We start from the raw sequence: 20212 nt of genomic DNA, 5'->3' as shown, positions 1-20212 counted from the left end.
GGCAGGTCACATGACAATACGTTCCTGGATCAGCGCAACCCTGCTGGGGTTATCGCTTGTTATGGGCCCGGTCGGCGATGCCGCCAGGGCCGAAACCCTTCGCGTGGTGAAAAAAGGCACAGTGGAAACACTGGATGTTCCGATGAACCGCGCAATCGTTGTGGAAAGCGAACAGCCGTTCGCCGAACTCAGCATTGCCAATGCGGGCATTGCGGATATCTCGTCGCTTTCAGACCGGACTATCTATGTTCTGGGTAAGACACCCGGCATGACCACCCTGACGCTGTTTGACGGCGCCGGCATGCTGTTGGCGAACGTGCGCGTTCGCGTTGCGCCCGATGTGACGGAATTTAAAGAGCGTCTGCGTCAGATTCTGCCGTCGGAGCCAATTGAGGTCCGCACCGCTAATGACGGCATTGTATTGTCGGGCACAGTTTCAAGCTCAGCCAAACTGGCACGCGCACTTGAATTGGCTGAACGCTATGCACCTGAACGCGTATCGAACCTAATGTCGGTCGGTGGAGTTCAGCAGGTCATGCTGAAAGTCCGTTTTGCCGAAATGAACCGTTCGGTTGCGAAACAGCTTTCCTCATCGCTTTCCTTCGCGAGCGGAGACGTTTCTGGTGGTTTCAACCCTCAGAACCTTGTTCCTCCTGTTGCGGTGCAAGACGGTACGTTGCTGTTCGGCTTCGGCGTGGGTTCGGCACAGGTCAATGTTTTGCTTCAAGCGCTAGAAACAAAAGGCCTGGTGCGAAATCTGGCTGAACCCAACCTGTCGGCACTGTCCGGGCAGGAAGCATCCTTCCTTGCGGGTGGAGAGGTTCCAATTCCGGTGCCCCAAGACGATGGGGTCGTTGCAATTGAATTCAAACAGTTCGGCGTTGAGATGAAGTTCACTCCGCGCGTTGTGGACGGTGACCTGATCAACCTGGAAATGGGTACGGCTGTTTCGGCGATTGATACAAGTTCGAACTTCACGATCAATGGTGACATTGTGCCCAGCTTTATCACGCGTCTGGCGAAGACAACCATTGAGCTGCGCGATGGCGAAAGCTTTGCAATCGCAGGTTTGCTTCAGGACAACTTCACCGATCAAAACAACCAGATCCCGTGGTTGGGTGATGTTCCGATCTTGGGCGCGCTTTTCCGCAGTGCTGATTATCAGCGCGAACAAAGCGAGCTTGTCATCATCGTGACTGCGCATCTGGTCAGCCCGACACGCGGCGAAGCCCTTGCGTTGCCAACTGATCGCGTCAAACCACCCAGCGACTTTGACCTGTTCGTCACGGGCCGTGTTGCGCGTACGGAACGCCAAGGTACAGGTGCTGCATCCGAGGTTGCCAAACAGGATTTTGGCAGCTCTTACGGCTACGTTCTGGATTGATGAGGAGGATAGACCAATGAACAAGTGGATTATCACCCTGGGTCTCACAGTCGCCATCTCGGCCTGTACACGCGAGGCGGGATATGAGCTCGACCAGGGCGCATACGGCAACGCAACGCTCAACAATATCCAGGTCATGAATGGCGAGTTGACCTTTGCACAGATCCTGAGCCGCCGATTCGCCTCAGACGTTCCGGTTCAGATCAACTTTGCCTTCAACAGCGCACAACTGGACGCGTCGGCACAGAGTGTTCTGCAGCGTCAGGCCGATTGGATCAAACAGTTCCCCGAGGCGCGTTTCCGCGTCTATGGCCACACCGACGCCGTGGGATCGACCAGTTACAACCAAAGCCTTGGCCTGCGCCGTGCGCAAGCTGCTGTTAACTATCTGGTGCAACAAGGAATTTCGCGCTCACGGCTTGAAGCTGTGGTATCGTTTGGGAAAACGCGACCCCTGATTGACACGCCGAATCGTGATCGGCGAAACCGCCGTACAGTGACCGAAGTTTCTGGCTTTGCAGATGGCAGATCACAGCTGCTGGATGGCAAATATGCCGAGGTCATCTATCGCGAATATGTCGAAAGCGCGACGCGGCCGAGCTACATTGAAGAGACGTCCAGCACCTCAGCCGACGGTTGATAATACACCCGAAATAGGCGACATCGTCGCCTATTTCCCTACAATTGGTTCTTTTGCGCCAAATTCTTGCCCAACTTCACAGCGACATTGTCAACAATTGGGTGACCTGCGGCCTGAATTGACCGCTTAGGGGCGACAGCAAATCAATCGGCGTGATCTCGTCCGCAAGAGATGCTGGCCTCTCTCAACGAGGGTAGTTTGTATGACCAGCGCGACGCCGCAAGACAACAACACCGGTATCCTGGCCTGCACGATCAGCCGGGACGTCCAAAACTTCGATCTGCTGATCGAAGATATGGAAGCCGCTTTGGGTGAGCGTTGGGGCGATCTTGGTTTTGCCGAAGCCTTGGCGTTTTTCGGTCAGCCCGAAGCAGATTCCATGCAATTCGTGGCTTTGGCCATCGACGGCGAAGACGAAGACAACCTTTCTCTGATGGGTGAAATCATCACCCAGGCGAAGGAGAAGAAGATCAAAGTAGTGCTGATCGCCGAGGATGTGACACCCGCATCGCTCCATCAGCTTTTGCGCAAAGGCGCGGATGAGTTTGTGCCATACCCTCTGCCCGAGGGTGAATTGCAAGAAGCAATTGAGCGTATGAACCAGCCAGATCCGGTTGCTGCTGCACAAGCAGCGGCAGTTCCATTGGCGGGGGGCGACGCCAAAGAAGGCGCGATGTTCGTTGTCCATGGTCTGGCCGGGGGTGTCGGCTCAACAACCATGGCCGTGAATCTGGCCTGGGAACTTGCTAACGTATCTGACAAGGACGCACCGACGGTTTGCCTGATCGATCTGGATCTGCAATTCGGTACAGTTTCAACTTATCTTGACCTGCCGCGCCGCGAAACTGTGTTCGAGATGCTGTCCGATACAGCCGCTATGGATGATGAAGTCTTCTCGCAAGCACTTCAGACATATGAAGAAAAGCTTCAGGTTCTGACCGCACCGGCAGACATGGTTCCACTGGATTTGATCACACCGGAAGACATTCAGCGCGTCATCGACATGGCACGCAAGCATTTCGACTATGTCATCGTGGACATGCCGAAAACCTTGGTTCACTGGTCGGAAACTGTATTGCAGGCGTCCCATGTCTATTTTGCCATGATCGAGTTGGACATGCGGTCCGCTCAGAACGCGCTGCGCCTGAAACGGGCCTTGCAAGCCGAAGAACTGCCATTCAACAAGCTGCGATTTGCATTGAACCGGGCCCCGAAATTCACCGATCTGAATGGTAAAGGTCGCGTAAAACGCATGGGCGAAAGCCTTGGAATTTCCATCGATTTGCAACTGCCGGATGGCGGGAAACCCGTGATGCAAAGTGGCGACCACGGTCTGCCACTTGCCAACGCTGCGGCCAAGAACCCGTTGCGCCGCGAAATCGCGAAGCTGGCAAAATCACTCCACAGCCTGGGCAGCAGCGACGCTGAGGCCGCATAAATCATCCCAAAGGGGGGATCAGCCGTGTTTTCAAGATACAAGAAATCGTCCGAAGCGCAGCCGGTGCAGACACCGGCTAAGGCGCCCGCACCGGCAGCACCTGTAGATACCCCCGCACAAAATGCCATCGCAAGAAAACCGGTTCAGAAAAAAGCGGCAGAGGCGAACGGTGTTGATCGCGATCGCAAGCGCAAGGAACGCCTGGGCGAAATCAAGATCGAGCTGCACCGTGAATTGCTTGAGAACCTGAACCTTGCTGCACTGGAAAACGCTGATGAATCTGAACTGCGCTCAGAGATCAGCGCGATTGCCAGCGAAGTTCTTGAAGCGCGTAGTATTGTTCTGAACCGCGAAGACCGGACCCAACTGAACAAAGAACTTTATGACGAAGTCACAGGCCTTGGCCCATTAGAAACGCTGCTTCAGGACGACACTGTCAACGATATTCTGGTGAACGGCCCGCAACAGATATTTGTGGAACGCGCCGGCAAGCTGGAAATCAGCGACATTACCTTCAAGGACGAAAAGCACCTGATGCGGATCATCGACAAGATCGTATCCGCCGTGGGTCGTCGAGTTGATGAATCCAACCCCTATGTTGACGCCCGTCTGGCCGATGGATCGCGCTTCAATGCTATGGTGCCACCAATTGCGGTGGACGGTTCGCTGGTTTCCATCCGTAAGTTCAAAAAGGACAAGCTGGGCATTGACGATCTGGTCAATTTCGGCGCGTTTACCGAAGAGATGGCCGCCTATTTGCAGGCCGCAGTGTCGACCCGACTGAATGTGATCGTATCGGGCGGTACGGGTTCTGGTAAAACGACCACTCTGAACGCGCTATCCAGCTTTATCGACGATGCCGAACGCATCCTTACCATCGAGGATACGGCGGAACTTCAGCTGCAGCAGACCCATGTGGGCCGGATGGAAAGCCGCCCACCCAACGTGGAAGGTAAGGGTGAGGTCAGCCCGCGCGACTGTCTAAAAAACGCCCTGCGTATGCGCCCTGACCGCATCATCGTTGGCGAGACGCGTGGCGCCGAGGTGATCGACATGCTGCAGGCCATGAACACCGGTCATGATGGGTCAATGACGACGATTCACGCCAACTCGGCACGGGACGGCATCTCGCGTCTAGAAAACATGATCGCAATGGCCGGCATTGAGATGCCGATCAAAGCGGTCCGCAGCCAGATCTCATCCGCTGTGAACCTGATCGTGCAGGCCAGCCGCCTGCAGGACGGCTCGCGTCGCATGACATCAATCACCGAGATCACCGGTATGGAAGGTGATGTTATTTCGATGCAGGAAATCTTTAGATTTCAACGCGTTGGATTGACACCTGACAACAAGATTATCGGTCACTTCACTGCAACGGGTGTACGCAGCCACTATTCGGAACGGTTCCGTTTGTGGGGCTTTGACCTGCCTGCGTCCATCTACGACCCAACCACAGTGTAGGAGAGCTTAGTATGAATGTGCCTATGGAGGCGATCATCTATGTCGCCATATTTGTGGGGGTCCTTGCCCTAGTTGAAGGCATCTATCTTGTCGCGTTCGGCAAATCCATCAGCCTGAACAGCCGGGTCAACCGTCGACTGGATATGCTGGAAAAAGGCGCCGGGCGCGAACAGGTACTTGAACAGCTGCGCAAGGAAATGCAGCAGCATATGAAATCGCAGAGCATCCCTCTGTATTCATTGCTTGCAGACAAAGCGCAAAAGGCGGCGATTGCGTTCTCGCCACGGCAGTTGATCATGATCATGTGCTTGGTCTCTGTTGTCGCGTTTATGGGGCTGAGCATTGGTACCGCTACAGAGATCACCCTGCGCATCGCGATTTCAATCGCGATCGGTATTGGCGGTGTCTACGCTTGGGTGAACCACAAAGCCAAGAAGCGGATGAGCCTGATTGAAGAGCAGCTGCCAGATGCCGTCGAACTGATGGTCCGATCCCTGCGTGTGGGCAACCCGTTTGTTTCGACAATTCAGGTGGTTTCTAACGAAGTACAGGACCCGCTGGGAACTGAATTCGGTGTAATCGCAGATGAATGCGCCTATGGCCGCGATGTGGGCGAGGCGCTGAAAGACATGGCAGAACGATTGGATATGCAGGATTTGCGCTTCCTCGCCGTTGCTGTCGGCATTCAACAGCAATCGGGCGGTAACCTCGCAGAAATTCTGGCCGGTCTCGCACAGGTTATCCGCGCACGTTTCCGCCTGTTCCGCCGGGTCAAAGCCATCACGGCCGAGGCGCAATGGTCTGGTAAGTTCCTGTCTGGTTTCCCAATCGCCTGTCTGGTGTTTATCCTGGTGAAAGACCCCGGCTATTACGACGAGGTTCTGGATCACCCCTGGTTCATTCCGGCCTGTTTCGTCGTTGGCATCCTGCTGACGCTGAATCTGATCGTCATGAAGATCATCACCAACATTAAGGTCTGAGGGCGGTATCATGGAATTTCTGACCAGTATCAACGATATGCTCACCGCGAACCTTGGTGAGTTTGGCCCACTGATCGTTGTGGGCATTCTGGGCCTTGTGCTGATCGGCGTCGCCGTTTCGCTGATGATGAGCCAGCCCGAAGACCCGTTGAAAAAGCTTCAGCGCTCGACCGCCGCCCCCAAGGCTGCGAAGAAGGGTAAAAAAGACAAGCTGCGGCATGGCAGCCAGAACGAACAACTTGAAAAGTTTGCCACTTTTCTGGAACCCAAGGACCAGGAAGAATATTCCGCAGTTCAGCTGAAACTGCGGCAAGCCGGTTATCAATCAAAAGATGCTGTTCGCTTCTTTCACTTTGCGCAGTTCGCACTTGGAATCACTGGTATCGTTCTGGGCGTCCTGCTGATCACGGTGTTGGCAGGGGATCAGGAATACACCAGCCAACAACAGATCATCCGCGTACTTTTGCCTGGTGGCATTGGCTACATGATCCCAAAGTACTGGATCACGCGACGGGTCGCCGAACGGCAAGAGGCGATAACATCGGGTTTCCCCGATACGCTTGACCTTATGCTGGTCTGCGTCGAGGCCGGGCAATCACTGGATCAGGCGATTGTGCGTGTCGCAGCTGAGATGAAATCCTCTTACCCGGACATTGCGCAAGAATTTGAAGTCGTTGCGTATGAGATGAAAGCCGGTAAGGACAAGGATACGGTCCTGCGTGATTTTGGTACACGCTGCGGAGTTCAGGATGTCAGCTCTTTTGTTACCGTTATGATCCAATCGGCAACATTTGGTACTTCAATCGCCGAAGCCCTGCGGGTTTATGCCGGCGAGATGCGCGATAAACGGGTAATGCGCGCTGAAGAGGCTGCAAACAAGTTGCCTACGAAAATGACTCTGGTCACAATGATGTTGACGGTGCCACCGCTGCTGATCATTTTGGTTGGCCCCTCTGCAAATGTCATTTCGAGCTTTGGCCGCGGATAAAGCGCTAATGAATACAAAACCCAGGTGCGTCCGATCTGGACTTCGCCGACTGCTTCAAGCCACGGTGGTGATAGCCACCGTGGCTTCTTGTGATCAACTTGGTAAACCCAACGGATTGGACGCGCCGGGCATCGACCCCGATGGTCAAACAAGCGACAACATCGCGACGGGCAACAGGTTGATGGCCGCAGGGGAATATGAACTTGCCCTGCAAAGTTTCAGCCGCGCCGCGCTTGAACAGGGGATGACGCCGCAAGTCCTGACATCGATGGGAACCGCCAATCTTGGATTGCGGCGTTTGGGTCAGGCAGAACCTTTGCTACGACGCGCGGTTAAAGATGATACCGAATGGCCCGTGGCCTGGAATAATCTGGGCGTATTGCTGATGGAGCAGCAGAAATACCCCGAAGCCGCGCAGGTCTTCCAACGTGCCTTCGCCCTGGACAATGGCGAAAGTGACGCAATTCGGGACAATCTGCGCTTAGCACTCGCAAAAATGGAAAATCCTGTTAATACTACTCCACAAGAACAAGAATATACGCTGGAACAGCGCGGCGACGGGCAATTTACGCTGCGCAAAATCCAGTAACCGAGGCAAGAGCAGTAAAGGACGCAAAAATGCGCCAACAATTCTTGATTCCGTCACTCATTCTGAGCGGGCTTATTCTATCCGCATGCGAAAAAGAATCTGCCGAAGAACGGGTTGAACGCACGTTTCAGGAAGTGAACGTCATTGACGAAACCAACCTGAACGACGTTCTTCTGAACGCCTCAGATCCCAACGAAGCGGTGACCTATTTTCAGGGTGCCGCCGCCAAGAACCCCAACCGGATCGATCTGCAGCGTGGACTGGCCGTTTCACTGGGTCGGGCAAAACGTACCACCGAAGCAAGCGCTGCCTGGAAACGGGTAACGACCATGAAGGGAACCAACAGCTCAGACAAAGTCGAATATGCGGACGCTTTGGTTCGAAATGGCGATTGGGCGCAGGCCAAATCTGTGTTGGATTCAGTTCCCCCGACCTATGAAACCTTCAAGCGCTATCGTCTTGAGGCTGTTGTGGCCGATTCCAGAAAAGAATGGAAACGCGCTGATCATTTCTATGAAACAGCCATGGGTCTGACGACTCGTCCTGGCAGCGTCATGAACAACTGGGGCTATTCTAAACTGACCCGCGGCCAGTATGCGGAAGCAGAGCGCCTGTTTTCCGATGCCGTTCGGCAGGATAGTTCGTTGTTTACAGCAAAGAATAATCTGGTTCTTGCCCGCTCGGCACAGGGAAACTACAGCCTGCCTGTTGTGCCCATGTCGCAGATCGAACGCGCACAATTGTTGAACACGATGGGCATTTCAGCTGTCAAACAGGGCGACATCAATACCGCGAAAAACCTGTTCCGCGAGGCGATCTCGACTCATCCGCAGCATTTTGACGAAGCGGTCAGATCTCTGCGCGCGCTTGAGAGTTCCACCTAAATGGAAATTCCTGTTCGCGCGGCGATCTGGTTCTTGCCGTTCATCCTACCGATCTGCCTGTATGTCGCCTTTACCGACATGCGCGATATGAAAATCAAGAACCATGCGGTTGTGGCTCTGGCTTTTGTCTATGTGGTTGTTGGGTTGATTGCCCTGCCCCCTTGGTCTACCGGCACAATCAGCGGCTCGCTAGGCCCCTTCCCGGTCGCCTTTTCCCCATATATCTGGCAGTTGCTGCATCTGCCCATTGTGCTGCTTGCGGGCATTCTTTTGAACGCCATCGGTGCTTTCGGTGCGGGTGATGCCAAGTTTCTGGCCGCGGCAGCACCCTTCGTCTGGATACAAGACCTGGGCGTTCTGATCGCGATTTTATTGGCAACAGTGCTGGGCGCCGTTGCCACTCACCGGCTGGCCCGCCACACCAGATTGCGCACCATCGCCCCTCATTGGGAAAGCTGGGATCGCGGTAAGAAGTTCCCGATGGGCCTTGCTCTGGCCGGGGCTTTGGTCATGTATCTGATTTTGGGTACTGTTTACGGTTCGTAAACTATCATCTGTGCGCCATGTCGCTGCCTTGGTCCCGCCACAAAGCTGAGCCAGATTTCCCACAAGTGGCCCCTTTGGGGGCATGTGTGTGATTTCAGGATAGACGAGCGCCGCGCATGAATATGCAAACCTCCGCCGTGATGGCCCCTCCTGCGCCTAAGGGATTGGGCGAAATGCAGCTTCCGCTGGTGATGATGCGGGACATCCTGCTGAAAACAGTCTTTCGCAAGAATGCCAGCACCGTGTCCGAAGTGGCCGAGGCGATCTGCCTGCCCGGCGCTGTCACACAGGAACTAATCGACATCGCGCGCGAGCAGAAACTGCTGGAAGCCACGGGCACCCTGAACGCGAACAGCGGCAAAGAGATGGGGTACCAGCTGACCGACGCAGGCAAGGCCCGTGCGCTGGATGCACTGAGTCAGTCGGAGTATTTCGGCGCGATGCCCGTGCCGCTTGATGTGTACCGCGAGCAGGTCAAACGCCAGTCGATCCGCAACATTCAGGTTACGCGTGAGCAATTGGTCGGTGCAATGGGCCATCTGGTCCTACCCGACAGCCTGTTGGACCATCTTGGTCCGGCGGTCAGTGCGGGCCGCTCGATCCTGATGTATGGCCCTCCGGGCAATGGTAAATCCTCGATCTCGAACGGTATCCGCGATGCATTGGGCGACAATGTCTATGTGCCCTATGCCATCGAATATGCCGGTCAGGTAATCACCGTCTATGACCCGATCGTGCACACCGCGATCGAGCAGGAAGCCGACGACCCCAACAGTCTGCGCCGCCGCAAGCGGTTCGACTCGCGCTATGTGCAATGCGAACGCCCTACTGTTGTAACGGGTGGTGAATTATCGCTCAGCATGCTGGATTTGGTCTACAACCCCACAGCGCGGACCTATCAGGCCCCGCTGCAGTTGAAATCGACCGGTGGCATCTTCATCGTGGACGACCTTGGCCGTCAGGCAGAACCGCCACAGGCGCTGGTCAACCGCTGGATTGTTCCGCTGGAAGAAAACAAGGATATCCTTGGCCTGCAATCGGGTGAGAAATTCGAGGTTCCGTTTGACACGCTGGTCATCTTCTCGACCAACTTCCACCCGAACGAGATTTTCGACCAAGCGGCCCTGCGCCGGATCTTCTTCAAGATCAAAATTGATGGCCCAAACCAAGAGAACTTCCTGAAAATCTTCGCCATGGTGGCCCGCAAACGCGGCATGCCACTGGATGAGGCCGCTCTGGTTCACCTGTTGAAGGTCAAATACCCGACCATCGACAATATCTATGCGAACTATCAGCCGATCTTCCTGATCGATCAGATGATTTCGATCTGCGAATTCGAGGGCATCCCCTATCAGATGAGCCCCGACCTGATTGACCGCGCCTGGGCCAACATGTTCGTCAAGGACGAGAAAATCGTCAAATAACGCCGTGCCATTCCGGCACGAGGGCGGTTAATCTGCACCTATGACGCAGATTCCCGCCCGGATCGCCGATTGGTTTTCGGCCAAAGGCTGGTCCATCCACCCCCATCAGCAAGACATGTTCGACCGGGCGCGTGATCCGGCGACGCTGCTGATCGCCCCTACCGGGGGCGGCAAGACAATGGCCGGGTTTTTGCCGTCTCTGGCTGAGCTGGCCGTAGGCGCACATAGCGGGTTGCACACGATCTATGTCTCACCGCTGAAAGCCTTGGCGGCGGACATAAAACGCAACCTGCGTTCCCCGGTCGACGAGATCGGCCTGCCTATCCGTATCGAAGATCGCACCGGCGACACCTCGGCCACGCAGAAGAAACGCCAGCGTGCGGACCCACCGCATATTCTGCTAACGACGCCGGAAAGCCTAGCCTTGCTAACCTCATATGAGGATGCGCCGCGCATGTTTGATGGGGTGCAGCGTGTGATCGTCGATGAAATCCACGCCCTCGCCGAAAGCAAGCGCGGAGATCAGTTGATGCTGGCACTGGCGCGGTTGCAGAGCCTGTGCCCGGAACTACGTCGCGTCGGCCTGTCGGCGACGGTCGAAGACCCGGAAGGGATCGCCCGCTTTCTGGCACGACACCCAGACCCCTGCCGGATCATACAGGCCGATCCCGGCCCCGACCCCGACATCGCGATGCTGGAAACCGACGAAATGCCCCCCTGGTCCGGTGGTGGGGCGGCCTATGCGATCCCGGCTGTTCTGGATCAAATCCGCCAACACAAAACAACCCTGATCTTTCACAATACCCGCGCGCAAGCGGAAATTTTCTTTCACAATCTGTGGCTTGCCAACGATGAGGGCCTGCCCATCGGCATCCATCACGGCAGTCTGGACCGACAACAGCGCGAAAGGGTTGAGGCCGCCATGGTCCGGGGCGACCTGCGCGCCATTGTCTGCACCGGCTCTCTGGATTTGGGAATCGATTGGGGCGATGTTGATCTGGTGATCCAGATCGGTGCGCCCAAAAACGTCAAGCGGCTGGTGCAGCGGATCGGACGGGCGAACCATCGCTACAATGCACCGTCCAAGGCGCTTCTGGTGCCCGCCAACCGGTTCGAAGTGGTGGAATGCATCGCCGCGCTAGAGGCTGCGAAGGCGCATGAACTGGACGGCGACCCGCGCGGCGCAGGGCCCCGCGATGTGCTGTGCCAACACATCCTGATTGCGGCCGCCGCGGGCCCATTCGATGCGGATACGCTGTTCACGGAAATGACGTCCGCCGGGCCGTTTTCCGATCTGACCCGCCCGGAATTCGACGCCTGTCTGGATTTCTGCGCCACCGGGGGCTACGCCCTGCGCGCCTATGACCGCTGGCAGCGGCTGCTACAGCGCCCTGATGGGTTGTGGCAGTTGCGCGACCCCCGCGCCGCTGCACGTATCCGCATGAACCTTGGCACCATTCAGGATACCGATACGCTCAAGGTTCGGCTGAGGCGTAACAGGGGTGGCAAACCTTTGGGCGAGGTTGAAGAGGCGTTTGCAGCCTCACTCACTCCCGGCGATACTTTTCTGATCGGCGGTCAGATCGTGCGCTATGAGGGGCTGCGTGAGATGGTGGTCGAGGTCAGCCGTCGTGCTGATAAGAAACCCAAAATTGCCACCTTCGCAGGGACGAAATTTGCTACCTCCACCCAACTGAGCGACCGCATCCTGCGCATGTTCGCACAACCCGATTGGCCTCAGTTGCCTCGTCACACTGCAGACTGGTTGGCCTTGCAGAGGGACATATCCCGACTGCCCCAACGTGATCGCCTGTTGATTGAGAGCTTTCCAAGCGACGGACGAGAGCACCTATGCGTTTACGGCTTCGCTGGACGCAATGCCCAGCAGACTTTGGGCTTGCTGATCACCAAGCGCATGGAAGAAACCGGGTTTGCGCCCTTGGGTTTTGTTGCAACGGATTACGCAACTTTGATCTGGGGCTTGGATGCGGTGACCGATCCCAGCCCTCTTTTCCAACTCGACGCTTTGCGACAGGGATTGGACACATGGTTGGCTGGCAATGCCGTTATGAAACGCACCTTTCGTGCCTCGGCCACAATCGCCGGCCTGATCGAACGCAACACCGGCGGGCAACGCAAAAGCGGACGGCAGGCCACGTTTTCGTCAGATATCCTCTACAACACGCTATTGAAATACGACCCCGACCATTTGCTGATGCAGATCACCCGAGAGGAGGCTATGCGCGGGCTGGTTGATTTTGGACGTATCGAGGCAATGGTCGCACGGATCGGAGATCGGATTGATCTGCTGCGGCTTGACCGTATCACACCGTTGGCTGCGCCTCTGTTTCTGGAGGTTGGAAAGATCCCGGTCAAAGGCGCGGCCGAGGAACGGTTGCTTGCAGAAGAAAGCGCACGGCTGCTGGAAGCTGCCGGGCTGAACCAGCTGTAACCCCTTGCGCATTGAACAGAAACAGGCAAAGAACGTATCATGAACGGCTTGGATTTTCTGTTTTGCGGTCAGGCGCTGCGTGCCCTTCCCTCTGGCGCACTTTGGTGGGCCGATCAGCGGATGCTGTGTGTCTCGGACCTGCATCTGGGCAAGTCCGAGCGGCTGGCACGGCGCAGCGGATTGACCCTGCCCCCCTATGACGGCCGCGAAACGCTGGATCGGCTTTCGGCTGATCTGGATGCGTCAGGTGCTGAAACAGTTTTGTGCCTGGGCGACAGCTTCGATGACCTTGATGCCTCAAACGCCTTGGCAGCGTCCGAGAAACTGCAGATCACCAGGCTGCAGGCCGGTCGGAAATGGATCTGGATAGAAGGCAACCACGATCCCGGCCCTATCGAACTGGGCGGCACGCATCTGGCGGAATGGGTCAAAGGCCCTCTGGTGTTTCGCCATATCGCCGAGGCAAATGCCAAGGGCGAAGTCTCTGGGCATTTTCACCCAAAGGCGCGCCTATCGATCCGGGGTAGATCAATCTCTCGCCCGGCGTTCTTGGTGGATCAAAATCGGCTTATTCTGCCAGCCTATGGCACCTACACAGGCGGATTGCGCAGTTCCGAGCACGTTCTGTCGGACCTGATGCAGAGCGACGCTATGGCCATATTGACCGGGCCAAACCCGCAGATGATCCCGATGCCGCGCACGGCCTAGATCAGCCCGTCTTCTTCCAGCATCGGCTTATATTTGCGGCTGACCGGTACCAGATCACCATTGACCAAGCGTAGGAAGGTTTTACTGCCGGTCTTTTCAACGCCCGCAATGGATGCATCTGTGACCCAGTGTGAGCGGTGAGAGCAGTGGCCCGGAACAGGCTCCATCTCGGCAATAGCGTCTGTAAAACGTGATCTGATCGAAAACACGCCTTCTGAGGTAACAACATCCACGTTGTGATCCCGGACTGTCAGTCGGTAGATCTGACCCTCAAACCCTTCAGGCAAGCGTTTTGACAAGCGCGGCAATTCCGGCGGCTTGGCCCCCCCCATGCTATCGGCATGAAGATCACCGCGACGCACAAGCACAAGGCCTGTGGCAAACAGCACGCCATACGCTGCAACCGATTTAACCTCGGGCACCATCTTTCCGGTATATGTAAACAGACCCCAAGCCAGCAGCCACAACAGCGGTGTTAGAAACACCAGGATCACCGCCGCGAAAGCCAAATCGCGCAGCGGCAGTTTCAATAGTATCAGCTTGTCTCGCAAAAGCACCCGGGTTGCCCAGATCGCGCCCAACGCGATTGCCATAACTCCGACCCAAAACAACAGGCGCAATCCATAGGGAACATCAGCATCCATGAAGGGGGGGAAGGCATATGACAGTAACGGAAGAAAAATGAACGCGGCGCACATGCGCTGAGGGGTAAGGGCCGTTTTGAGTTCACTGACTTCGGTATTCATACTTATCTTCAGATGCACCGCGCCAAATCAACATCAGACATATTGGCAAAGATGCAGACTAACTTAGTAACCATCTGGAAAATAATATTTATCACGATTTACTTCACAAGGAAAGCTTTTCAAAAAAATACCGCGCCCGTGGTCATGCGGGCGCGGTAAATCGTATCTTAAGCTAGCTGATTCTGGTTCAGTTCCAGAACGCAGAATTATGCGGTAAGGCCTTCGGGTTCGGGCAGACTATTTGCACGGCAGCATGCCGTCAGCGTGTTGGCCAGCAGGCAGGAGATCGTCATGGGCCCTACGCCACCGGGAACTGGGGTGATTGCACCTGCACGCTCGGCCGCGCTCGCATAATCCACATCGCCAACCAGCTTATTCTTGCCATCGCGTTCGATCCTGTTGATGCCAACGTCGATCACGGTGGCACCTTCCTTGATCCAATCGCCCGGCACCATTTCAGGGCGGCCAACGGCGGCCACAACGATGTCGGCGCATCGCACGACATCGGGTAGATCCTTGGTGCGGCTGTGCGCGATGGTCACGGTACAGCTGTCGCCCAGCAGCAGCTGTGCCATCGGCTTGCCAACGATGTTCGACCGCCCGATCACAACCGCATCCATACCGGACAGCGAGCCATGGTGGTCGCGCAGCATCATCAGGCATCCCAGCGGGGTGCACGGCACCATCGACTTCTGGCCGGTGCCCAGCAGACCCACATTCGAGATATGGAACCCATCCACATCCTTGGCCGGATCAATCGAATTGATCACGAGGTCTTCGTTCAGATGCTTGGGCAGCGGCAACTGCACCAGAATGCCATGCACAGCCGGATCGGTGTTCAGCTTGTCGATCAGCGCCAGCAGGTCGTCTTCGGATGTGTCGGCGTCCAGCTTGTGCTCGTACGAGTTCATGCCGACCTCAACGGTCTGCTTTCCTTTCGAACGCACATAGACCTGACTCGCCGGGTCTTCGCCCACCAACACCACGGCCAGACCGGGTGTGATGCCGTTTTCTTCCTTCAGCTTTGCAACTTGATCAGCCACCTGCGCGCGTACTTTTGCTGCAAAGGCTTTACCGTCGATAACCTGGGCTACCATTCTTCAATCCCCTCTTCCAAAACGGATCAGGCGCACAAGGCGCCTGTTTGGTCAGTCAGCGCCGATCACGCGTTCTTCGCGGGCAATCGACCAATCAATCAAAATGCGCCAAAGCTTTTCAGCAAGATCGGGGTCCATGCCCAATTCATCCGAGCTCTTGCGCACACGCTGCACCACCTCTTCGACGCGATCCGGGATACGGGCGGGCAGCCCCTCGCCGGGTTTCAGCTGAGACGCACGGTCAATATAGCCTGCGCGCGTTACCAACAATTCGATCAATTGGCGGTCCAGCTTGTCGATCTGAGGCCGCAATTCCTGCATCGAGCGACAGTCTTGCGGCGGTATCAGAGTGGGCATGTTTCTCTCCTCATGGCCCGGGGGTATCCCCAGACCACGAGATGTATCATTCAGGCGCTTAGAACAAGCCCTCGATCTCACCTGCGTCGTTAAGGCAGATGGTCTCGGCCGCAGGTTTGCGCGGCAGGCCAGGCATGGTCATGATCTCGCCGCAGACTACCACAATGAAACCTGCACCAGCCGACAGACGAACCTCGCGCACCGGAACCGAATGGCCGGTGGGCGCGCCGCGCAGGGTTGGGTCGGTCGAGAAGGAATACTGAGTCTTGGCCATGCAGACCGGCAGGTTGCCATAACCTGCGGCTTCCCATTCCTTCAGCTGGTTGCGGATCTTGTTGTCAGCCAGCACCTCGTCTGCGCGATAGATGCGCTTGGCGATGGTTTCGACTTTCTCGAACAGAGGCATATCGTCGGGGTAGATCGGCGCGAAATTCGCGCTGCCACCTTCAACGATTTCGACAACTTTCTCAGCCAGAGGCGCCGAGCCTTCCGAGCCCAGTTCCCAGTGACGCGACAGAACCGCCTCAACGCCATGCTCGGCGCAGTAGCTCTTGACCGCTTCAACTTCGGCGTCGGTGTCGGTGACAAAATGGTTGATGGCGACAACAACCGGTACGCCAAAGGACTTCACGTTCTCGATGTGACGGCCGAGGTTGGCACAGCCAGACTGAACCGCATCCACGTTCTCGGCGCCCAGATCGGCTTTGGCAACGCCGCCGTTCATCTTCATCGCGCGCACGGTGGCAACCAGAACCACAGCCGACGGAGCGATGCCCGCCTTGCGGCACTTGATGTTCATGAACTTTTCGGCACCCAGATCGGCACCAAAGCCCGCTTCGGTCACGACATAGTCAGCAACTTTCAGAGCAGTTTTGGTCGCGATGACCGAGTTACAGCCGTGTGCAATGTTTGCAAACGGGCCGCCATGCACAAAGGCCGGGTTGTTTTCCAGCGTCTGCACCAGGTTCGGCTGCATTGCGTCTTTCAGCAGAACGGTCATTGCGCCTTCGGCCTTGATGTCGCGGCAGTAGACCGGGGTCTTGTCACGGCGATAAGCAACGATGATGTCGCCCAGACGCTTTTCCAGGTCTTTCAGGTCGTTGGCCAGGCAAAGGATCGCCATGACCTCAGATGCAACGGTGATGTCAAAGCCCGTCTCACGCGGGAAGCCGTTCGACACACCGCCCAGAGACGCCGTGATCTGACGCAGCGCGCGGTCGTTCATGTCGACCACGCGACGCCATGCAACACGACGGATGTCGATATCGCACTCGTTGCCCCAATAGATGTGGTTGTCGATCATCGCCGACAGCAGTGAGTGAGCCGAGGTGATGGCGTGGAAGTCACCTGTGAAGTGCAGGTTCATCTCTTCCATCGGAACAACCTGCGCATAGCCGCCGCCCGCAGCGCCGCCCTTCATGCCGAAGTTCGGGCCAAGCGAGGCTTCGCGAATACAGATCATCGCGTTCTTGCCAATGCGGTTCAGACCATCGCCCAGACCAACAGTGGTGGTGGTCTTACCCTCACCCGCCGGGGTCGGGTTGATCGCGGTGACCAGGATCAGCTTGCCGTCTTCGCGGCCCTGCACCGAGTTGATGAAGTCCTGGCTGACCTTCGCCTTGTCATGGCCATAGGGCAGCAGATCATCGCTGGAGATACCCAGCTTGGCACCGATTTCCTGAATCGGCTTCTTGTTCGCCTCACGCGCGATTTCGATGTCAGATTTATAGCTCATTGGGCAGGGTCCCTGATTGAATGCCGTGCAAATTCGGCGCGGCGCGCCGATGCTGAGCAACCCATAGCGTTGTGTACAAATCCAATGGCTATGGATTCCGACATATTCATGCCGCGAAACGGCGTTAGGTCGACTCTGTCGTTTCTAATCGGAAACCCAGGCCACCTATGGCGCCCAAATCGGTTGATCGGGAACAAACAGTTTCATCCTGTCGCCAATGCGTAGTTCGCCGGGCCGCTCGACCCATGCAGTCACCCCACGGCGTCCCTTCGCAGCAGGCTTGAACCCCGCCCCATGACCGGCGTGATCTGCCTCAATCTCGCGCCCTGGCAGGACACAGGGTGCGTTTTCCATATCAACAGTGAGCGTAACGCCACTATCGGCCTGCAATCGCGATGATGGCGGTATGTGCGAAAAATCCCGAATACCGCGCAGGACGATTGACGCCCCCAGATAAGAGGGGTCCAGTTCATCCAGTTTCATCGTCTGCGCAATTTCGGTCAATTCTTCGGCGGACAAAATCGACAGTTGACGCACATTTCGGATTTCAGTCCCCTTTGGATAAAGATTCCCAACCCGCACGCAGGATGCGCGATTGAGCCCTTCATGGCGTTCCCCTTGAACACCCTCAAACCCGAGCTGCAACGCGTCGACCTGCTGTGCACGCAAGGACTTCCCGGCGGGGACATGCCCCAACCAGATCACCTCGGCTGAATACTCGGTTTCGCGCAAAAACGGCATCGGCGGTCCTTCTCTATCGTGCCACGTCGCGCATAATGCGCATGCCTGCAGCGAAGGAAAGAAAAACCCGGAGGCAAGCTCCGGGTTTTGTGATTATGCCGTTGGTTCAGGCTCCATCCCACCTTCGGGCGGAGATTTCTTAGGCTTGGTCTTGGGAATCGCCGTAACGCTCGGCGCGCTGCCCTCATCCGGCTTGTCGTCCTCATCATCGCTTTCGCTGGGCGGCTCGCCATTCATGACGCGCTTGATCTCATCCCCGGTCAAGGTTTCGTATTCCAGCAGGCCTTGGGCCAGACGTTCCCACGCCTCGTTCTTGTCGGTCAGGATTTTGTAGGCGTGCTCATATCCCTGCTGGATCAGGCGTTTCACCTCTTCTTCGATCAGCTCTTTGGTATGTGCCGACACCGAGAACCCGGCTGTATTGCCCGAGTACCCTTCATGCGCTTCGGCATAGTCAATGTTGCCGACCTTGTCCGACATGCCCCAGCGCATCACCATCGCGCGTGCGAGCTGGCTGGCCTGCATGATGTCACCGGCGGGGCCGTTCGACACATGATCCTCACCATATTTGATCACCTCGGCGGCCTTGCCTGCCATGGTCATGGCCAGCTTTTGCTCACACTCATCCCGGTGATAGTTCAGACGGTCCATTTCAGGCAGCGACACCACCATACCCAGCGCACCACCGCGCGGAATGATCGTCGCCTTGTAGACCGGATCGCACAAGGGCAGTTCCAGACCAACAACCGCGTGACCGGCTTCGTGATACGCGGTCTTTTCCTTTTGGTCCTGGGTCAGCACCATCGATCGGCGCTCGGCCCCCATCATCACCTTGTCTTTGGCGTTCTCGAAGTCTTCCATGGTGACAAAGCGACGACCTACACGCGCGGCCATCAGCGCGGCCTCGTTCACAAGGTTTGCCAGATCGGCACCGGAAAAGCCCGGAGTACCACGCGCGATAATCCGCAGATCGACATCGGGGCCCAGAGGTGTCTTACGCGCATGTACGCCCAAGATCTTCTCACGGCCTTTGATGTCAGGATTGCCGACGGTCACGTTGCGGTCAAACCGGCCCGGGCGCAGCAGCGCAGGGTCCAGAACGTCTTTGCGGTTGGTGGCCGCCAGAATGATCACACCTTCGTTGGCCTCAAACCCGTCCATCTCGACCAGCAACTGGTTGAGGGTCTGTTCGCGCTCATCATTGCCACCGCCGTAACCCGCGCCGCGATGGCGACCAACGGCGTCGATCTCGTCGATGAACACGATACACGGCGCGTTCTTCTTGGCCTGTTCGAACATGTCACGGACACGGCTCGCACCGACACCCACGAACATTTCAACAAAGTCAGAGCCTGAGATGGTGAAGAACGGCACGCCCGCCTCACCCGCAATCGCACGGGCCAGCAGCGTTTTACCAGTACCCGGAGGGCCAACCAGAAGAGCGCCCTTCGGGATCTTACCGCCGAGGCGCGAGAATTTCTGCGGGTTGCGCAGGAATTCAACGATCTCTTCCAGCTCTTCCTTGGCCTCGTCAATGCCTGCGACGTCGTCAAACGTCACGCGGCCATGCTTTTCGGTCAGCATCTTGGCCTTGGACTTGCCAAAGCCCATCGCGCCGCCTTTGCCACCGCCTTGCATTCGATTCATGAAATAGACCCAGACACCGATCAGCAGAAGGAAGGGCAGCAGCGTGATCAGGAACGATTGAAAGCCCGACTGCTGTTGTTTCTCAGCGCGCACCGGGATGTTCTCGTCAATCAGCAGCTTGGTGACCTCGGCATCGCCGGGTTTGATCGTCACGTAGGTTCCGCCGGTTTCGGTGGTGTAGCGGATCTGCTCACCATCCAGTGTTACGTTCTTGACTTCACCGTTCTGTACGGCGCTGACAAAGTCGGAGTAGGTGCGTTCATTGCTCTGAAGTGTTCCGCCCGGTCCGCTGAACAAATTGAACAGTGCAAGGATCAGCAAGAACAGAACGACCCAGAAGGCGATATTGCGAGCGTTGCCCAAGGAAATTCTCCCAAAAGATTTCGGCAAACGGG

18 protein-coding genes are annotated in these 20212 nt (G+C 56.6%); 12 read left to right on the top strand and 6 right to left on the bottom strand.

What is annotated here, in order from left to right; all coding sequences use genetic code 11:
- Nucleotides 1–10: 10 nt before the first annotated feature.
- The 12 genes from ACR0DH_RS00820 (at nt 11) to pdeM (ending at nt 13494) form a co-directional block, all read left to right on the top strand.
- Nucleotides 11–1384, top strand: a complete 1374-nt coding sequence (locus tag ACR0DH_RS00820; RefSeq protein ID WP_480546447.1) for a type II and III secretion system protein family protein — start codon at nt 11–13, stop codon at nt 1382–1384.
- Nucleotides 1385–1400: 16 nt separating this feature from the next.
- On the top strand, nt 1401–2024 hold the full coding sequence (locus ACR0DH_RS00815) for an OmpA family protein (protein WP_480542041.1): 624 nt from the start codon (nt 1401–1403) through the stop codon (nt 2022–2024).
- Nucleotides 2025–2226: 202 nt separating this feature from the next.
- Nucleotides 2227–3462: a CpaE/TadZ family protein gene (locus tag ACR0DH_RS00810; RefSeq protein WP_480542039.1), complete on the top strand. Its 1236-nt coding sequence runs from the start codon at nt 2227–2229 to the stop codon at nt 3460–3462.
- Between the two features lie 24 nt (nt 3463–3486).
- A complete protein-coding gene (locus ACR0DH_RS00805) occupies nt 3487–4923 on the top strand; it encodes a TadA family conjugal transfer-associated ATPase (RefSeq protein WP_480542037.1) in 1437 nt (478 codons plus the stop codon).
- Between the two features lie 11 nt (nt 4924–4934).
- A complete protein-coding gene (locus ACR0DH_RS00800) occupies nt 4935–5903 on the top strand; it encodes a type II secretion system F family protein (RefSeq protein ID WP_170531007.1) in 969 nt (322 codons plus the stop codon).
- A gap of 10 nt (nt 5904–5913) precedes the next feature.
- Nucleotides 5914–6891 carry a type II secretion system F family protein gene (locus ACR0DH_RS00795; RefSeq protein ID WP_480546445.1) on the top strand — a complete coding sequence of 326 codons (978 nt, stop codon included), beginning with the start codon at nt 5914–5916 and terminating at the stop codon, nt 6889–6891.
- A 7-nt stretch (nt 6892–6898) separates the two neighbouring features.
- Entirely contained in the window at nt 6899–7480 is a 582-nt protein-coding gene (locus ACR0DH_RS00790) for a tetratricopeptide repeat protein (protein ID WP_480542974.1), read from the top strand.
- Nucleotides 7481–7509: 29 nt separating this feature from the next.
- Nucleotides 7510–8364 (top strand): tetratricopeptide repeat protein, encoded by an 855-nt coding sequence (locus ACR0DH_RS00785; protein WP_170531013.1) that lies wholly within the window; start codon nt 7510–7512, stop codon nt 8362–8364.
- Nucleotides 8365–8910, top strand: coding sequence for a prepilin peptidase (locus tag ACR0DH_RS00780; protein WP_480546444.1), 546 nt, complete (start codon nt 8365–8367; stop codon nt 8908–8910).
- 116 nt (nt 8911–9026) lie between these two features.
- Nucleotides 9027–10334 (top strand): ATPase, encoded by a 1308-nt coding sequence (locus tag ACR0DH_RS00775; protein WP_480546442.1) that lies wholly within the window; start codon nt 9027–9029, stop codon nt 10332–10334.
- A gap of 40 nt (nt 10335–10374) precedes the next feature.
- Entirely contained in the window at nt 10375–12786 is a 2412-nt protein-coding gene (locus tag ACR0DH_RS00770; protein WP_480546440.1) for a ligase-associated DNA damage response DEXH box helicase, read from the top strand.
- A gap of 39 nt (nt 12787–12825) precedes the next feature.
- The gene (gene pdeM / locus ACR0DH_RS00765; protein ID WP_480542029.1) at nt 12826–13494 is read left to right on the top strand and encodes a ligase-associated DNA damage response endonuclease PdeM; all 669 of its coding nucleotides are present in this window, start codon (nt 12826–12828) and stop codon (nt 13492–13494) included.
- Here pdeM and ACR0DH_RS00760 read toward each other — a convergent pair.
- The 6 genes from ACR0DH_RS00760 to ftsH all read right to left on the bottom strand — a co-directional run bounded on the left by ACR0DH_RS00760 (nt 13491) and on the right by ftsH (nt 20180).
- Complete coding sequence (locus ACR0DH_RS00760; protein WP_480546439.1) at nt 13491–14240, bottom strand: LytTR family DNA-binding domain-containing protein; 750 nt, start codon at nt 14238–14240, stop codon at nt 13491–13493. The two genes, pdeM and ACR0DH_RS00760, sit on opposite strands and share 4 nt — an antisense overlap.
- A 206-nt stretch (nt 14241–14446) precedes the next feature.
- Complete coding sequence (gene folD / locus ACR0DH_RS00755) at nt 14447–15337, bottom strand: bifunctional methylenetetrahydrofolate dehydrogenase/methenyltetrahydrofolate cyclohydrolase FolD (protein ID WP_480546437.1); 891 nt, start codon at nt 15335–15337, stop codon at nt 14447–14449.
- Nucleotides 15338–15388: 51 nt separating this feature from the next.
- A complete protein-coding gene (locus ACR0DH_RS00750) occupies nt 15389–15694 on the bottom strand; it encodes a chorismate mutase (protein WP_480542022.1) in 306 nt (101 codons plus the stop codon).
- Between the two features lie 58 nt (nt 15695–15752).
- Entirely contained in the window at nt 15753–17429 is a 1677-nt protein-coding gene (locus ACR0DH_RS00745; protein ID WP_480546436.1) for a formate--tetrahydrofolate ligase, read from the bottom strand.
- A 165-nt stretch (nt 17430–17594) separates the two neighbouring features.
- Complete coding sequence (locus ACR0DH_RS00740) at nt 17595–18170, bottom strand: MOSC domain-containing protein (RefSeq protein ID WP_480546434.1); 576 nt, start codon at nt 18168–18170, stop codon at nt 17595–17597.
- 93 nt (nt 18171–18263) lie between these two features.
- Nucleotides 18264–20180: an ATP-dependent zinc metalloprotease FtsH gene (ftsH, locus tag ACR0DH_RS00735; RefSeq protein WP_480546432.1), complete on the bottom strand. Its 1917-nt coding sequence runs from the start codon at nt 20178–20180 to the stop codon at nt 18264–18266.
- Between the last annotated feature and the right edge of the window lie 32 nt (nt 20181–20212).

The sequence above is a fragment of the Ruegeria sp. I1 genome, from assembly GCF_056532675.1.
This window is presented reverse-complemented; position numbering and strand designations above follow the sequence as displayed.

Bases quoted from the DNA above. Each gene is read 5' to 3' on its own strand.
- ACR0DH_RS00820 (WP_480546447.1), top strand. From the start codon at position 11: ATGACAATACGTTCCTGGATCAGCGCAACCCTGCTGGGGTTATCGCTT.
- ACR0DH_RS00815 (WP_480542041.1), top strand. From the start codon at position 1,401: ATGAACAAGTGGATTATCACCCTGGGTCTCACAGTCGCCATCTCGGCC.
- ACR0DH_RS00810 (WP_480542039.1), top strand. From the start codon at position 2,227: ATGACCAGCGCGACGCCGCAAGACAACAACACCGGTATCCTGGCCTGC.
- ACR0DH_RS00800 (WP_170531007.1), top strand. From the start codon at position 4,935: ATGAATGTGCCTATGGAGGCGATCATCTATGTCGCCATATTTGTGGGG.
- ACR0DH_RS00795 (WP_480546445.1), top strand. From the start codon at position 5,914: ATGGAATTTCTGACCAGTATCAACGATATGCTCACCGCGAACCTTGGT.
- ACR0DH_RS00790 (WP_480542974.1), top strand. From the start codon at position 6,899: ATGAATACAAAACCCAGGTGCGTCCGATCTGGACTTCGCCGACTGCTT.
- ACR0DH_RS00785 (WP_170531013.1), top strand. From the start codon at position 7,510: ATGCGCCAACAATTCTTGATTCCGTCACTCATTCTGAGCGGGCTTATT.
- ACR0DH_RS00780 (WP_480546444.1), top strand. From the start codon at position 8,365: ATGGAAATTCCTGTTCGCGCGGCGATCTGGTTCTTGCCGTTCATCCTA.
- ACR0DH_RS00775 (WP_480546442.1), top strand. From the start codon at position 9,027: ATGAATATGCAAACCTCCGCCGTGATGGCCCCTCCTGCGCCTAAGGGA.
- ACR0DH_RS00770 (WP_480546440.1), top strand. From the start codon at position 10,375: ATGACGCAGATTCCCGCCCGGATCGCCGATTGGTTTTCGGCCAAAGGC.
- pdeM (WP_480542029.1), top strand. From the start codon at position 12,826: ATGAACGGCTTGGATTTTCTGTTTTGCGGTCAGGCGCTGCGTGCCCTT.
- ACR0DH_RS00760 (WP_480546439.1), bottom strand. From the start codon at position 14,240: ATGAATACCGAAGTCAGTGAACTCAAAACGGCCCTTACCCCTCAGCGC.
- folD (WP_480546437.1), bottom strand. From the start codon at position 15,337: ATGGTAGCCCAGGTTATCGACGGTAAAGCCTTTGCAGCAAAAGTACGC.
- ACR0DH_RS00750 (WP_480542022.1), bottom strand. From the start codon at position 15,694: ATGCCCACTCTGATACCGCCGCAAGACTGTCGCTCGATGCAGGAATTG.
- ACR0DH_RS00745 (WP_480546436.1), bottom strand. From the start codon at position 17,429: ATGAGCTATAAATCTGACATCGAAATCGCGCGTGAGGCGAACAAGAAG.
- ACR0DH_RS00740 (WP_480546434.1), bottom strand. From the start codon at position 18,170: ATGCCGTTTTTGCGCGAAACCGAGTATTCAGCCGAGGTGATCTGGTTG.